General features: G+C 63.7%; 14 protein-coding genes. 4 read left to right on the top strand and 10 right to left on the bottom strand.

Translation table 11 applies throughout. From position 1 onward, the window contains the following. Positions 1 to 105: 105 nt before the first annotated feature. The 4 genes from QRM60_RS07320 to grxD all read right to left on the bottom strand — a co-directional run bounded on the left by QRM60_RS07320 (position 106) and on the right by grxD (position 5360). On the bottom strand, positions 106 to 3312 hold the full coding sequence (locus QRM60_RS07320) for a TonB-dependent receptor (protein WP_285445874.1): 3207 nt from the start codon (positions 3310 to 3312) through the stop codon (positions 106 to 108). Between the two features lie 394 nt (positions 3313 to 3706). Continuing rightward, positions 3707 to 4306, bottom strand: a complete 600-nt coding sequence (locus QRM60_RS07325; RefSeq protein WP_006450537.1) for a YhgN family NAAT transporter — start codon at positions 4304 to 4306, stop codon at positions 3707 to 3709. After that, a complete protein-coding gene (locus QRM60_RS07330) occupies positions 4303 to 5043 on the bottom strand; it encodes an SDR family NAD(P)-dependent oxidoreductase (protein WP_115556329.1) in 741 nt (246 codons plus the stop codon). Before QRM60_RS07330 ends, QRM60_RS07325 begins: the two co-directional genes overlap by 4 nt. After that, a complete protein-coding gene (gene grxD / locus QRM60_RS07335) occupies positions 5040 to 5360 on the bottom strand; it encodes a Grx4 family monothiol glutaredoxin (protein ID WP_011037633.1) in 321 nt (106 codons plus the stop codon). Before grxD ends, QRM60_RS07330 begins: the two co-directional genes overlap by 4 nt. Positions 5361 to 5481: 121 nt before the next feature. Between grxD and QRM60_RS07340 the strand changes: the two genes are divergently transcribed. Next, a complete protein-coding gene (locus tag QRM60_RS07340; protein ID WP_012437975.1) occupies positions 5482 to 6060 on the top strand; it encodes a Fe-Mn family superoxide dismutase in 579 nt (192 codons plus the stop codon). A gap of 232 nt (positions 6061 to 6292) precedes the next feature. On the opposite strand, the gene QRM60_RS07345 is transcribed toward QRM60_RS07340, so the two are convergent. Then, positions 6293 to 7435 (bottom strand): 5-(carboxyamino)imidazole ribonucleotide synthase, encoded by a 1143-nt coding sequence (locus tag QRM60_RS07345; RefSeq protein ID WP_115556330.1) that lies wholly within the window; start codon positions 7433 to 7435, stop codon positions 6293 to 6295. Next, positions 7432 to 7935 carry a 5-(carboxyamino)imidazole ribonucleotide mutase gene (gene purE, locus QRM60_RS07350; RefSeq protein ID WP_115556331.1) on the bottom strand — a complete coding sequence of 168 codons (504 nt, stop codon included), beginning with the start codon at positions 7933 to 7935 and terminating at the stop codon, positions 7432 to 7434. Before purE ends, QRM60_RS07345 begins: the two co-directional genes overlap by 4 nt. A 58-nt stretch (positions 7936 to 7993) precedes the next feature. On the opposite strand from purE, the gene QRM60_RS07355 reads away from it, so the two are divergent. The 3 genes from QRM60_RS07355 to QRM60_RS07365 all read left to right on the top strand — a co-directional run bounded on the left by QRM60_RS07355 (position 7994) and on the right by QRM60_RS07365 (position 10268). Next, positions 7994 to 8263: a Trm112 family protein gene (locus tag QRM60_RS07355; RefSeq protein WP_011037637.1), complete on the top strand. Its 270-nt coding sequence runs from the start codon at positions 7994 to 7996 to the stop codon at positions 8261 to 8263. Positions 8264 to 8271: 8 nt separating this feature from the next. Next, a complete protein-coding gene (gene nadC / locus QRM60_RS07360) occupies positions 8272 to 9144 on the top strand; it encodes a carboxylating nicotinate-nucleotide diphosphorylase (RefSeq protein WP_115556332.1) in 873 nt (290 codons plus the stop codon). A gap of 62 nt (positions 9145 to 9206) precedes the next feature. After that, positions 9207 to 10268, top strand: a complete 1062-nt coding sequence (locus QRM60_RS07365; protein ID WP_161962730.1) for a DUF2272 domain-containing protein — start codon at positions 9207 to 9209, stop codon at positions 10266 to 10268. A 702-nt stretch (positions 10269 to 10970) separates the two neighbouring features. Here QRM60_RS07365 and pnp read toward each other — a convergent pair. From pnp to rbfA, 4 genes are all read right to left on the bottom strand, one after another. Beyond that, a complete protein-coding gene (gene pnp, locus QRM60_RS07370; protein ID WP_011037640.1) occupies positions 10971 to 13085 on the bottom strand; it encodes a polyribonucleotide nucleotidyltransferase in 2115 nt (704 codons plus the stop codon). 173 nt (positions 13086 to 13258) lie between these two features. Then, positions 13259 to 13519, bottom strand: coding sequence for a 30S ribosomal protein S15 (gene rpsO, locus QRM60_RS07375; protein WP_011037641.1), 261 nt, complete (start codon positions 13517 to 13519; stop codon positions 13259 to 13261). Between the two features lie 157 nt (positions 13520 to 13676). Next, the gene (truB, locus tag QRM60_RS07380; protein WP_115556334.1) at positions 13677 to 14603 is read right to left on the bottom strand and encodes a tRNA pseudouridine(55) synthase TruB; all 927 of its coding nucleotides are present in this window, start codon (positions 14601 to 14603) and stop codon (positions 13677 to 13679) included. 77 nt (positions 14604 to 14680) lie between these two features. Beyond that, entirely contained in the window at positions 14681 to 15073 is a 393-nt protein-coding gene (gene rbfA, locus QRM60_RS07385; RefSeq protein WP_029216910.1) for a 30S ribosome-binding factor RbfA, read from the bottom strand. Positions 15074 to 15156 lie beyond the last annotated feature (83 nt).

The following is a 15156-nucleotide window of genomic DNA, read 5'->3' on the forward strand; positions in this document are numbered from 1 at the left end:
AGCTTGCTCCTGTCGTCTGCGCAGGACTTTAGCGTACTCACCCGCCCAAAAGAAAACGGCCGGGAGAACCCGGCCGTTTTTGCAACATGCAACACGCTGGCCAGATTAGAACTGGTAGCGGAAGCCCAGCTGCAGGGCCCAGCGGGAGATGCCGCGATCGTCGTATACCGTGGCCTGATCCGGCGTGTTGAAGCGATACACGTACTTGCCACTGGCTGCATCAATGCCGCCGTATTCCACGACACCACGCATACCCGGGAAGCCATACTCCTCGACCTGGCCCCATTTCTTGTTGAGCAGGTTGCCGACATTCATGACGTCGAGCCACACAGAAGCCTTGTTGCCCTTGAAGAAGCCGGGAATCTCCTGCTCGATATGCAGATCGAACTGGTTGATCCAAGAATTACGTGCGCCATTACGTTCGGCAACCTGGCCACGACGGGCAGCCAGATACTCATTGCCTTCAATGTAGTTCCAGAATGCCTGCTCTTCTCCAGCAGAACCGAACAACACATCGCCGCGACCTGCCGGGATGTACAGCAAGTCGTTCAGGCGACCATCGCCATTGGCATCGTTGTCGAAGGCATAGCTGTACGGACGACCATTGCGGCCCTGGTAAATCAAGCCAAGCTTAGTCTCGTAGTCGCCGAAGAACGCATGCTTCCAGTTCAAGGTACCCAGGATGCTGTTCTTGATTTCATACGCTGCGGTCGAAGCAACGTTTTCGTTGGCCTGGAAAACCGCGTTGTTGCCCAACTGCGAGCCCGAGGTCGAGCTGGTCAGACCACTGACTTCATCGGCATCGGTATAGGTGTAATACAGACCCCAGGACCAGTCACCGCCATTGAAGGGCTTGCTCAGACCGACGGTGAAGCTTTCGCTGCCGCCCTTGTCGGTTGGACGCGCGATCAGCGCATCATTATACCGGCGATCACGGTTGCCGCGTGCATCCACTGAAACACCCGTTGGTTGCAGGCCGTTGACGTTCCAACTGGAAGGACGAAGACCGTTCGCATTCCAGTAAATATTGCGACCGTCCTGACCAACTGCACTCGCGGCACCGAGGTTCAGCTGCTGATAGTAAATGGCTTCGTTGACCTTGGTAACTACAGCTTCAGCAGATGCCACGATTCCGTACCACGGCAATTCGGTATCGAACGCGAGGTTCGCCTTCCACACCGAGGGCTGCCCCAGCTTGCCATCAACGAAATCTACAGATTGCGTGCTTCCAGCGACAGTCGTGCCACGCGGCTGATTATTGATATCCGGAGTAAAGCGGATGCCATTGTCGCGTACCAGTGCCGGGCTAGAGAAGTTGAAGTCCGTATAGGCCAGGCCGGTGTTGGAGTATGGATTCGACAGCCAAACCGTCGCCGCTGCGCCCTGGAAGAGGCCCAGGCCACCACGCACCTGAGTCGGGCGATCACTATCAAACGTATAGTTGAAACCGAAACGCGGCTCGAACAGCCCATTCCCGTCGATGGTCTGGTCGTTGCGGAAGCCGAATACAGAGGATGCCGTCGCATTGTAGGCAGGACTGTTTTTCACCATCGGCTCGTCGTAACGCAGACCAAAGGTCAGCGTCAGATTGTTATTGACTGCCCAGGTGTCCTGCACGAAGACGCCCACGTTGCGCATCCCCCACTTCGCAGCGATATCGTCGATATTTCCGCTGTTCGACTGCGAGTAGCGATAATTCTGGGCAATATTGTTACGGTAGTCCGAAATCGAGTTGAAGGTATAAGAACCGAATACACGCTGACCGAACAGATTGAAAAGATCGTTATCTTCGTAGTCGAAGCCAAACTTGACGGTGTGGTCATTCAAGAACAACGTGCCCGCGAAGAAGGCATTCCACGTTTCGGTACGCAGCTCGTTGGCCTGGGTGCTCTGCTCGGTGCCCAGGTTGACGGTGTTGTTACCGATACGCACAGCGACGGCCGGCAACTGCGAAGCGGCCGTACGCACCGCCGAGTAATCACGGTACGAGACCTTGGCTTCAGTCGAGAAGGTGTCGGTCCAATCACTGAACAACTGCGCAGTATAGGTTTTGAGGCTGAAATCGCGGACGTAATGGTACGAATTCAGCGACAGCGCCTGGTTACCAAAACCGTTGAGGTTCGCAGTGCTCTGCTCGGTCTCGCCGTAGCGGAAGGACGCACGGTGCTTGTCGGAAATATTCCAGTCGAGCTTGAAGCCCTTTTCTTCCGAATCCGAATCTAGTGCCGGCAGCGCAAGCGTACCCGGATCGAATCCGTAGACATTGCGCGAAATGTCGATAATTTCATCGACTTGCGCCTGCGAGATCGGAACGATATTGCTTTCGCCCGAGCCAGTCGGACCGTAACCAGAGGCTCCGGTAAACACGCCCTTGCCCTTGTACTTTTCGTAGTTGGCGAAGAAGAACAGCTTGTCCTTAATGATCGGGCCACCAAGGGTCAAACCGTAGGTGGTCTCGTCATCGAACAGCTGCGGGCGGATATCATTCTGGTTCTTGCCCGACCAATCGTTCTCGCGATAGGTGCCGTACACCGAACCGTGAAATTCGTTGGTACCGGACTTGGTGACCGCATTGATCACGCCGCCAGTGGCACCAGTGATGGTGACATCGTAGTTGGCGACGTCGACCGAAATTTCGTCGATGACGTCCATCGAGAACGGCTGACGTGGTGTCGGCAAACCATTGGACTCTAGGCCGAACGCATCGTTGGTGCTGATGCCATCGACGCGGATCAGGTTGAAGCGCGGGTTCTGGCCACCCACCGAAATTTCATTGCGCGCCTTGTCGGTCTGCGCCACGCGGGGATCCAGGCGCACGTAGTCCTGCAAGTTGCGGTTAATCGACGGCAGCGATTCAATCTGCTCGCGGGTCACGTTGGTGCCGGTGCCCATTTTATTGGCACTGAACAGCGCCGAGCCGTAGTCGCCGCCAATGGCCTGCACCGCGCCAAGCGTGGTCACGTCGCCACCCAGAGCCGCATCCACGCTGTTGACCTGATTCAAGTTCAGGAAAACGCCTTCTTCGGTCTTGGTGCCCTCACCCGACTTGGTGATGGTGATGGTGTAAGGGCCGCCCACACGCAGGCCGCGCGCGTTGTAGCGTCCGCTGGCATCGGTGGTGGCGCGGCTGACGGTGCCCGATTCGACGTGGGTGATCGTGACTTCGGCATTCGGCACCGGCTGACCGCCGCTGCTGGTGACCAGGCCAGCGACGCCGGCGGAGGTGCTCTGTGCGAACACGGGGGCGGCGGCGAGTGCAGCAACGAGACCAAGCGTGAGCTTGGACATGCGGAGACAACGGGGGTGGGTCATTTCGGTAGCCTCGATACAGGTTGGGCAGTGACAAAAAGGCGCAGTCAGCCCAACCGTTCCCGGGGGTGGGCTGCCGATGATCTGGGGTCCCTTGCCGCGCGGCTGGTTGCTGCCGCAACGGTTAACAACAGATTAACACGCTAAGGCCTGATTGTGACGGCGGCGTGACAAACTTCGCGCGCTGCAACATGAACTTCGCATGTGAAGGCGGAAACGCCAAGGCGCGCAAAGTCGCGTGCGATGTGAGATGGACGTCTCGAACTTGGCAATGGCATCGAACGTCATGCCATCAAGTCATCGCGTGGGGCCACCCCTCCCCTTGCGCAGCTGCGCCAAGATCAAGCCAGCTAGGCCACCGGAAGCCAGATCAACACCAGCAGCCGCCGGCGAAACCTCAGATCGACACCGGAAGCTTGAAATACGTGCCCAGGCCATCCAGGAACATCTGTACCGAAATGGCCACCAACAACATGCCCATCAGGCGCTCGATTGCGGTCAATGCGCGATGACCGAGCAGTTTGTACAGCAGCGGTGCGGAGGCCAGGATGGTGGATGCACCGATCCAGGCAATCATCAGCGCCAGGCTCCAATCCCATAACCGGGTGGGTTCGTTGCTGCCCATCAGCATCACTGCGGCCATGCCTGACGGGCCGGCCACCAGCGGGATTGCGAGCGGCACGATGAAGGGCTCGCCATCGGGAATCTCGCCCATCAGGCCTTCGGGGCGCGGGAAGATCATGCGGATGCCGATCAGGAACAGCACGATGCCGCCGGCGATCGCCACCGATTCCTGACGCAGATGCATCAACTCCAGCGCGTACTTGCCGCCCCACAGAAACGCCATCAGCACGAACAGGGCGATCAGCAACTCGCGCGCGAGCACGAAGCGTTGGCGCTTCGGCGGCAGCGGCTTGAGCACGCTGAGAAACACCGGGATGTTGCCGAGCGGGTCGAGGATCAGGAACAGCAGCAGCGCTGCCGACAGAATGGTCATGCGGGGGGGCTCCAGATCGCACCGCGGTGCGAGGCGCCCGCCATGGACAACAAGGTGACGCAGGCAGTGGCGTAGCGCGTGGGATCCAGCGCGTCGCTGTCTTCCTGATGCGTGAACGCACGTGCGCGCAAGGCGGTGCGCATCGGCCCTGGCTGCAGCCCGCTGACGCGGACCGGGCCGGCGGCCGTTTCATGATGCAGGCTGGCAAGCAAGCCACGTTGCGCATGCTGGGCAGCGCCGTACGCACCCCAGTAAGCCTGGCCGACACGCGCGGGATCATCCACGACGAACACCAGCGCCGCATCCTCTTGCTGGCGCAGCAGCGGCAGGCAGGCCTGGGTGAGCCAGGCACGTGCGGTCAGGTTGACATGGATGCTGCGTGCAAACTCCGCAGGCGCGGCCAGTTCAGCCGGCGTGAGCCCGGCGAACTCGGCGGCGCAATGCAGCACGCCACTGAGCCCGCCCAACTCGGACTGCAGACGCTGTGCGAGCGCGGCATAGTCATCCGGCGTCGCTCCGGCCAGATCCAGCGGGTACAGCAATGGTGCTGCGCCCTCCCCGGCCAGCGCGTCATAGACACGCTCGAGCGGGCGCAGCTTGCGGCCCAGCAACACCACGGTGGCACCTGCCTGTGCGCAGGCCTGCGCGGCCGCAGCGCCCAACCCGCCAGCGGCGCCGGTGACCAGCACGACCCGCCCGGCCAGCGCCGCTGCAGCGGCTGCCTGCGTGCTGCTCACGGCTGGTAGGCCTCACTCACGATGCGCTTGAGCTCGCCCGCTTCGAACAGCTCCATGGTGATGTCGCAGCCACCGATCAGCTCACCGTGGATGAAGAGCTGCGGGAAGGTCGGCCAGTTGGAATACCGCGGCAGATTGGCGCGGATTTCAGGTTCTTCGAGCACGTTCACGGTGCGCAACTGGTCGGCGCCTGCGGCCACCAGGGCCTGCACGGCGCGGCTGGAAAAACCGCACATCGGGAATTGCGGGGTGCCTTTCATGAACAGCACGATCGGGTGCTGCTCGACTTCGGCCTGGATCCGTTCCATCACCGGCATTGAACTCTCCTGACTGGGAGCGGCAGGCCCGACCGCCGGGTCGGATAGACTTCCGCAAAGGCGCGCATTGTAAGCCTTCAACGCGCCCTCTCGCCGGACTCCCTTCGCTGCCCCGAACACCATGCCGATCGAACACCTTGCTCTGCCCTACTCCCGCGCCGCCCTGGAGCCACATCTGTCGGCTGCGACAGTGGACGCCCACCATGGCGTGTGCCATCGCAGCGAGGTCGAACGGCTCAATGCGCGCATCGAAGGCAGCGAGTTCGCCGAGCTGATGCTGGAAGAGATCATCGCGCAGGCGCAGGGCACGTTGTTCCAGCTTGCCGCGCAAGTGTGGAACCATAATTTCTATTGGCAGTGCCTGCGCCCGCGCGGCGGCGGCGAACCCCTGGGCCGGCTGGCCGACAGCATCGCGGCATCGTTCGGCGACTTCGTGCATTTCAAGCAGGAATTCAACCGCATCGCGCTCGGCACGGTGGGTTCGGGCTGGGTGTGGCTAGTGCAGCGCCCGGATGGCAGATTGGCCGTGGTGGCCACTCCGAATGCCTCCACGCCGCTGACCGGCCCAGACACCGCGCTGCTCGCCTGCGATCTGTGGGAACACGCCTACTACCTGGATCACCAGCAGGACCGCGCGCAGTACCTGGATGCCTTCTGGAAACTGATCAATTGGGACTTTGTGGCCAGCCGTCTGCGCTGATGCGCTTTGGCGCATGCTGAGAAGTGCAGCGCCGGAGTGGCGTGTCTTGCGCCGCGTGCTGCTCGCGCAACCAGCCCTGGGGCACCAACGCGCCAGGCGATGCCACCGCGTTAGCGCTGACGCAACACGCAGCGCGCCCTTGAAGTTGCATTCACTCTTCAAGGACGCAGCATGCAGTTAAAACCCCAATCAAACTTAGCGGCGCTGCACAGCCTGCAGCGCCACGCGCACGCTAAGGCGCCAACCGCGCCACAACCGGCGCCATCTGCGCATCGCGCTGCAGGGCCTGACCAACGTCCCCCAGCAGTTGCGCCAATAGCGCCGGCGTATCCGCGCGCACCGTGGCATGCCCCACCTTGCGCCCATCACGCGCCTGCTTGCCGTAATCGTGCCAATGCCCGCCATGCACCGCCAGGAAGGCCGCTGCATCGGGCATGGCGCACAGCCAGTTCAGCATGCAGGCATGGCCACGCATGGCAGTGCTGCCGAGCGGCAAGCCCAGCACGGCCCGCACGTGGTTTTCGAACTGCGAAGTCTCGGCGCCTTCGATCGTCCAGTGCCCGGAGTTGTGCACGCGCGGGGCCATTTCGTTGGCCAGCAGGGTGCCTTCGCGCACGAACAGCTCCAATGCAAACACGCCGACATAGTCCAGGCGTTCGGCAAGGGCGCGCGCATGCGCTTCAGCCGCTTCCTGCAACCCGGCGTCCACGCTGGCAGGCGCCAGGCTGGCCGAGAGCACGCCATCCACATGCCAGTTTTCGGTCAATGGCCAGGCACGAAACTCGCCATCGCGGCCACGCACAGCGACCACGCTGACTTCGCGCTCGAACGGCACGAAGGCTTCCACGATCAGGCCAACCGTTGCCGCCTGCGCACCCAAGGCATCCCAGGCAGCATCGGCGTCGGCGAGCGTCTTGATCCGGAACTGCCCCTTGCCGTCGTAGCCGAAGCGTCGCGTCTTGAGCACGCACGGCGCCCCGATGCGCGCCAATGCGGCATCCAGGCCGGCACGGTCATCGATGGCGGCAAATTCGGGTACTGGAATACCCAGTTCGCGGAATAAGGTTTTTTCGCTGAGCCGGTCTTGCGCAATCGCCAGTGCGGCCGGGTTGGGGAACACCGGCACCTGCGTCGCCAACTGCTGCGCGCTGGCGGCCGGTACGTTCTCGAAATCGAAGGTGAGCACGTCCACCTGCGCGGCGAAGGCAGCCAGTGCGGCTGCGTCGTCGAATGCGCCCACCTGCAACGGCGCCACCTGCCCTGCGCAGGCGTCGGCTGCCGGATCGAACACGGCAAACCGCAGCCCCAGCGGCGCACCGGCCAACACCAGCATGCGCGCCAATTGGCCGCCGCCCAGAATGCCGACCGTGGTCATTGGCGCGGGTCGTCGCTAGCCATCACATCGTCGGTTTGCTTGGCGCGGAACTGCGCCAATGCCTGACCGATCTGCGGCTGCTCCGGCGCCAGCATCGCCGCTGCAAACAGGGCCGCATTGGCAGCGCCCGCAGTGCCGATCGCGAAGGTGGCCACCGGAATACCGGCTGGCATCTGCACGATCGACAGCAGCGAATCCATGCCGTTGAGCGCCTTGGACTGCACCGGCACGCCCAGCACCGGCACTGCGGTCTTGGCCGCCAGCATGCCGGGCAGATGCGCCGCACCGCCGGCGCCGGCGATGATCGCGCGCAGGCCGCGCTCGCCTGCCTGTTCGGCGTAGGTGAACAGCACATCCGGCGTGCGGTGTGCCGAGACCACCTTGACCTCGTACGGCACGCCCAGCGCATCGAGCTTCTGAGCTGCGTGTTGCATGGTGTCCCAGTCCGAACGGGAACCCATCACGATGCCGACCAGCGGCGCGGAGTGGTTGGAGGTCATGGCCCTGCCCTGCGGTAAAGACGTATTCTAGCCATCTTCCACGCAAGACAAGACTTCGATGGATCGCAAACTGCTCGACCTGCTGTGCTCCCCCGACACCCGCCAGCCGCTTTCGCTGCTCGATGGCAAGGGCCTGGAAGCACTCAACCGCGCCATCGCCGCCGGCACCTTGCAACGCGTCGACGGCGCCGTGCAGGACCAACCGCTGCGCGAGGCCCTGATCACCCGCGACCGCAAACAGATCTTCCGCGTCGACGATGGCATCCCGGTGCTGCTGGCCGAAGAAGCCATCAACCCGAGCCAGATCGCCGACTTCCCCGAGAAGTGAGTTCGGCCATGACCACCACCGCACCTGTCGCGCCAGCCGATGCGCTGGTGCAGGCAGACGTGGCGCGCGCGCTGGCCGAAGACATCGGCAGCGGCGATGTCACCGCCGCACTGCTGCCCGACGCGCCGGACACGGCCTATCTGCTGTGCAAGCAGGACGCGGTGATCGCCGGGCGGCCGTGGTTCGACGCCACGCACCGCGCGCTGGATCCGCAGGTGCAGATCGCATGGCGCATCCAGGAAGGCGATCGCGTCGGCGCCGGCACCGTACTGGCCACCCTGCACGGCCGCAGCCGCAGCCTGGTCAGCGCCGAACGCACCTCGCTCAACTTCCTGCAGACACTTTCTGGCACGGCCACCACCACCGCGGCCTACGTCGCAGCGGTGGCCGGCACCGGTACGCGCATCCTGGACACCCGCAAGACCCTGCCCGGCCTGCGCGCCGCACAGAAATACGCGGTGCGCTGCGGCGGCGGCGACAACCACCGCATCGGCCTGTTCGACACCGTGATGCTGAAAGAAAATCACATCCGCGCGGCGGGCTCGCTGAGCGCCGCCGTGCACGCCGCACGCGCGCAGCAACCACAGTTGCCGCTGGTGGTGGAGGTGGAAACGCTGGAGCAGCTGCACGAGGCACTGCTTGTTGGGTGCACACGCATCCTCATCGATGATTTCGACCCGGCAATGCGGCGCGCCGCCGTGCAGATCGTGGCCGCCTTGCCGCCACCGCAACGCATCCCGCTGGAAGTCTCCGGCAGTGTGGATCTGGCCGGCATTCGGGCCATTGCGCAGGACGGCGTGGATTGCATTTCCATTGGCGGCCTGACCAAGCATGTGCAGGCGGTGGATCTGTCGCTCAAGCTGGGGCCGGCGCCTTACTGATTTCACGCCTGTCCGCAGGCAGCTCTGTCAGCCTGCGCGCAGTGTTCTCTGCGGAATCGGTAATGACTGCAAAACCTTGGCCATGGATCTGCCTGCTGCTGGCAGGCTGGGGCGGCACTGCCGCCGCAGCGGAAGTGTGTGATATCCCTCCGCGCTTCGGCACCAGCCCGGCCGCCATCGCCATCGTGCGCAGCGCCTGCAACGAGCACCGGCTGTGGCAGCGCCCTTTTATCGACAGCAAAGGCAAGCTCGCCAGCCTGGGCGTGACCGAGGCGGAGTCCGCCTCGCTCGCCGACGACGGCATGATCGCCTGGCAACGTGTCGCCGGCTACTGGCGCGATAGCGGCACGCTCGCCTCGATGGGGGGCAGCGCGGGCGCGTCCAGCTGTGCCGCCCTCGACGGAAGCCGCTACACCGCCAGTGATTGCCGCGCATTCCTGGTCGACAACCCTTGGTCGGCCGCCTTCATTTCGTGGGTGATGACGCAAGCCGGCGTCAGTGGCTTCCGCCGCTCCGCGCGTCACCTGGACTACATCCGCAGCGCCTATCACGACGGGGCCACCGGCCCATACCAGTTCACCGACCCGGCCGTGGAAAAACCCGCACCTGGCGACATGCTGTGCCTGTTGCGCGGGCGCGATGTCTCGCTCGGCTATGCCGGCCTGCGGGCCGCACTGGGCGGCAGCGCACCGATGCCATGGAAGTCGCATTGCGACGTGGTGGTGGCGGCCAATGTCGGGGGCGATCGCACGCTCTACCTGATCGGCGGCAACGTCTTCAACACCGTGATGATGCGCAAGATGCCGCTGGATCGCGCCGGCCGCGTGGTACTGCCCACGCCGCAGACCGACGCCAGCCAGGGCGAGAGCGAAAACGAGGACAGCCTGGGCGCGGCGCGCGAGTGCACACCGGCACACGAGGAGTTGTGCGACTTCAACCGCCGCGACTGGGCCGCGCTGTTGAAGCTGCGCCCCGACGCAGCAGTGACCGCACCGCCGCCGACCGAACCATTACCCGCGCCTACCGCGCCACCGGCAACGCAGCCAATGCAGCCAGGCTTCCCGCGCGTGGTGCCGCCGCGTCCGGAAGGGCAGCCTGCTCCTGCACAGCCGCAGACGGAGTGAGGTAAGGCCGAAGGATCTGCGTTGTGCCGTGCTTTCTGAGATAGACAGGCGGCACTTGGGCTTTTCGCGTTAACGATACAGATCCGGTTCTGGATCCGATTCGGCATCGAACTAAAGAGTTGAGTCCCGCCTCGCCATCAAGCATGAGGGTACGAGCAGAGCACCGTACATGAAGCGCTGCCCGCCAAGCGTCAGCGGTGCTGCACTTGGCCTCCCAGCAGCTGGTGCCCTCCCAGCTGCTGGCTGGGCACGGCGCCATGCCCACGTAATTCCAGTGCGCCCTCACGCGCGTGCGAAGCACCTTCTCCCGACGAGAGTCAGAAGCAGCTTCTCGCGGATAGAGCCGCTCACTCGCTGATCGAACTGATGCGAGGCGCAATCCTCTGCCACCAGTGAGTGATCGAGTTGAAGCGAGAAGCGCAGCGATCCTGCTGCCTTCCACCTACCGCAATCCGTTCCATTGGACACGTCTCCCGGCGGGAGAAGCCACGGCATTAGTCAGCCAGGTTTCGGAGAAACGATTTCGTCCATTCGAGCAGATCCAACCAAAGCGATATGCACTGGGCTTTGCCGGGTGCGCACATGTACGCACTCCTTATGCGTGCACAACAACACCCCAAACAAAAAGCTGCACTGCACCGTACTTCGCCCAACAAAAAAGCGGGCCGAAGCCCGCTTTTTCTAACGCACATGCAGAGGCGATTACTCAGCCGATGCAGGCACGCCCTCGCCTTCTTCCACTGCCTTGATCGACAGACGGATGCGGCCCTGCTTGTCCACTTCCAGCACCTTGACGCGGACCAGATCGCCTTCCTTCAACTTGTCGCCGACCTTCTCCACGCGCTCGCTGGAAATCTGCGACACGTGCACCAGGCCGTCCTTGCCCGGCAGGATGGTCACGAACGCACCGAAGTCCATGATCTTGGCGACCTTGCCTTCGTAGATGCGGCCCGGCTCCACGTCCGAGGTGATCTGCTCGATGCGCGACTTCGCAGCTTGCGCGGCGATGGCGTTGACCGAAGCAATGATGATCGTGCCGTCGTCCTGGATATCGATCTGCGTCCCGGTTTCCTTGGTGATCGCCTGGATGGTCGAGCCACCCTTGCCGATCACTTCGCGGATCTTGTCCGGGTGGATCTTGATGGTCAGCAGGCGCGGCGCGTAGTCGCTCAGCTCCTGACGCGGGGTGGTCAGCGCCTTGGACATCTCGCCCAGGATGTGCAGACGGCCAGCCTTGGCCTGCTGCAGCGCCTGCTTCATGATCTCTTCGGTGATGCCTTCGATCTTGATGTCCATCTGCAGCGCGGACACGCCTTCAGCAGTACCGGCCACCTTGAAGTCCATGTCGCCCAGGTGATCTTCGTCACCCAGGATGTCGGACAGCACCACGAAGCGGTCGTCTTCCTTCACCAGGCCCATGGCGATACCCGCCACCGGTGCCTTGACCGGCACGCCGGCGTCCATCAGTGCGAGCGAGGAGCCGCACACCGAAGCCATCGACGAGGAACCGTTGGACTCGGTGATTTCCGAGACAACGCGAATGGTGTACGGGAATTCTTCCAGGCTCGGCATCACGGCCAGCACGCCGCGCTTGGCCAGACGGCCGTGGCCGATCTCGCGACGCTTCGGCGCGCCAAAACGGCCGCACTCGCCCACCGAATACGGAGGGAAGTTGTAATGGAACAGGAAGTTTTCCTTGTACTCGCCAGCGACCGCGTCGATCACCTGGCCATCGCGCGCGGTGCCCAGCGTGGTGACCACGATCGCCTGCGTCTCGCCGCGGGTGAACAGCGCCGAGCCATGGGTCCGCGGCAGCACGCCGGCCTGCACCGAGATCGGGCGCACGGTGTCCAGTGCACGGCCGTCGATACGCACCTTGGTCTCCAGCACCGAGTCACGCATGGTGTGGTATTCCAGTTCGCCGAATTCCTTCGACAGCTCGGCCGAGCTCCAGCCCTCGGACGCCACGCGGCCTGCCAGCGACTCGAGCACGTCCTTCTTGATCGCCGAAATGGCGTCGCGACGCTGCAGCTTGTCGCGCACCTGGAAGGCACCCGCCAGCTGGGTACCAACCGCTTCCTTCAACGCGCTGATCAGCGCGGTGTTCTTGGCCGGGGCCACCCAGGTGCTGGGCTTGGTGCCGGCTTCGACGGTCAGTTCGTTGATGATGTTGATGACCTTCTGCATCTCGCGATGACCGAAGGTAACCGCGCCCAGCATCACTTCTTCCGACAGCAGCGCCGCTTCCGACTCCACCATCAGCACGGCGTTCGCCGTACCGGCCACAACCAGCTCAAGCTGCGAATCCTTCAGCTCGGTGATGGTCGGGTTGAGAATGTATTCGCCGTTCTTGTAGCCCACCTTGGCGGCGCCGATCGGGCCGTTGAAGGGGGTACCGGCCAACGACAGCGCAGCCGACGCACCGATCAGCGCGGCGATATCGCCGTCGATGTCCGGGTTCATCGACATCACCGTAGCGATGATCTGCACTTCGTTCTTGTAGTCCTCCGGGAACAGCGGACGGATCGGACGATCGATCAGGCGCGAGATCAACGTTTCCTTCTCGGTCGCACGTCCTTCGCGCTTGAAGAAGCCGCCCGGGATGCGGCCGCCGGCATAGAACTTCTCCTGATAGTCAACCGTCAGGGGGAAGAAGTCCTGCCCTTCGCGCGCGGTCTTGGCGGCGACGGCGGTGACCAGCAGTACGGTGTCGTCCATCTTGACGATGACGGCACCGCTCGCCTGGCGAGCGACTTCGCCCGTCTCCAGGGTGACGGTGTGCTTGCCGTACTGGAAGGTTTTGGTGATTTTTGCCACGGAGGTTTTTTCCTTAGGTGTAACTGTCTTCGTTGGACCGTCGTCGACCCATGCCGAGAACGGGCGGCCGGGAGGCTCCGGCCCATGACGCATGTGACGCTTTACGGATTACAAATTGCGAACGACCAAAACGAAACCGCGGCGCATCGCTGCGCCGCGGCGGTAGGACTCGATTAGCGGCGCAGGCCGAGCTTCTCGATCAGCGACTTGTAGCGCTCGCCGTCCTTCTTCTTCAGGTAGTCGAGCAGGCTGCGGCGACGGTTGACCATCTGCAGCAGACCGCGACGGCTGTGGTGATCCTTCTTGTGGGTCTTGAAGTGACCGGTCAGCAGCTCGATGCGCGCGGTCAGCAGAGCGACCTGCACTTCCGGCGAACCGGTGTCCTGGGCGCTGCGCTTGTTGTCTTCAATAACTTTCTGGGTGTCGACAGACATGATGTGTTCTCGATAGATGCGTGGTCGACAGGAACGTGCATGACGCACCGTCGGACTCGCCGTTTGCTAGGAATGTGCGCGCTTGGCGCTGAGGGTGCCCCGATCGGGGCCGCAAAATTGTAACGTCGCGCGGCCCCGGGAACAAGTTGACTAAACCTTAACAAGCTGCAGCGGCGTTCAGACCGTTGAATAGGCGCTGCGGCGACAGGCGTCCGTCCGCGTCGACAAGGCCCAGCCCGGCGGGGCTGCCGTCCGCATCGAACACCGCAACCGGCCCTTCCGGGAATGCCGGATCGCGCAACCGCTGCCCCATGCGAAAGCGCGCCACCAAGGTGGCGTCGAGCGTGATCTGCGCAAAATCGCTTAGCCCAGCGGCCACCGGCAGCAGCAATTGCGCCGCATCGGCGCCGGATTCGACCAGCACGGTGAGCGCTTCCAGCGTGATCATCTCTGGCGTGCGGAACGGCTCCACCCACACGCGGCGCAGCGCGGCGATGTGCGCGCCACAGCCCAGCAGCTCGCCAAGGTCGCGTGCCAGGCTACGGATATAGGTGCCGGAGCCGCAGGTCACGCGCAGCCGCAACCGCGGCGACGCATAGCTGGTCAACGTGATGGCATGCACCTCGACCTCGCGCACCGGCGCCTCGATGACCTCGCCACGGCGCGCCTTGGCGTACAGCGGCTCGCCGCCCTGCTTGAGCGCCGAATAGATCGGCGCCTGCTGCTGGATGCGGCCGATGAACGGCGCCAGCGCCATCTGCAACGCAGCCTCGCTGAGCGCAGGCACCGGGCGCTCACGCAGCGGCTGCCCATCGGCATCGTCGGTATCGGTGGTGACGCCCAGCACGATGTCGGCGTCGTAGGCCTTGGCCGAACCCAGCAACAGGCCGGCAATCTTGGTGGCCTCGCCAAAGCACAGCGGCAGCAGGCCGGTGGCCAGCGGATCCAGGCTGCCGGTGTGGCCGCCCTTCTCGGCACGCAGCAACCGGCGGGCGGCCTGCAGGGCGTTGTTCGAACTGAGTCCGGCCGGCTTGTCGAGCAGCAAAATGCCGTGCAGCGGACGGAAGGTGATGCGGGGTCTCACGGATCAACGCTCGCTCGGGCGCGATGCGGCCCGCATGGTCAAGGCCGCACGGAGCGGCGGCCGTGTGCTGCCGGCGCTCAGCGCGGCTCGGCATCCTGCGCATCGGGCGCGGCCTCGGGGCCGATATCGTCCAGGTCGCGCAACAGGTTATCGATGCGCTCGCCGCGGTCCACCGAATCGTCGTAGTGGAAGTGCAACTCGGGCACGTGGCGCAGCTTCATCGCGCGTGCCAGCTGCGTGCGCAACTGCCCGGCGATTTCCTTGAGCCCCTTCACCGCCTCGGCGGAACGCTCTTGCTGCAGCGCGGTGACGAACACCTTGGCGTGCGCCAGATCGCGGCTGATTTCGACATCGGACACGCTGACCGACGGCAGGCCGTGATCGCGCACCGCGGCGTGCACGATGGTGCCGAGGTCGCGGCGTACCTGCGCCGAAACGCGGTCGGTACGGTGGAATGATTTGGTTGGCATGGTCATGGACCTGGTTGATGCATCGGGCCGAACGGCACCGGAGCCAAAAAAAGACGTGGGCGGCCAGGCCGCCCGCGTCATGC

It is taken from the genome of Xanthomonas sp. fls2-241-TYG-148 (genome assembly GCF_030208815.1).
Taxonomy (GTDB): Bacteria; Pseudomonadota; Gammaproteobacteria; order Xanthomonadales; family Xanthomonadaceae; genus Xanthomonas; species Xanthomonas campestris.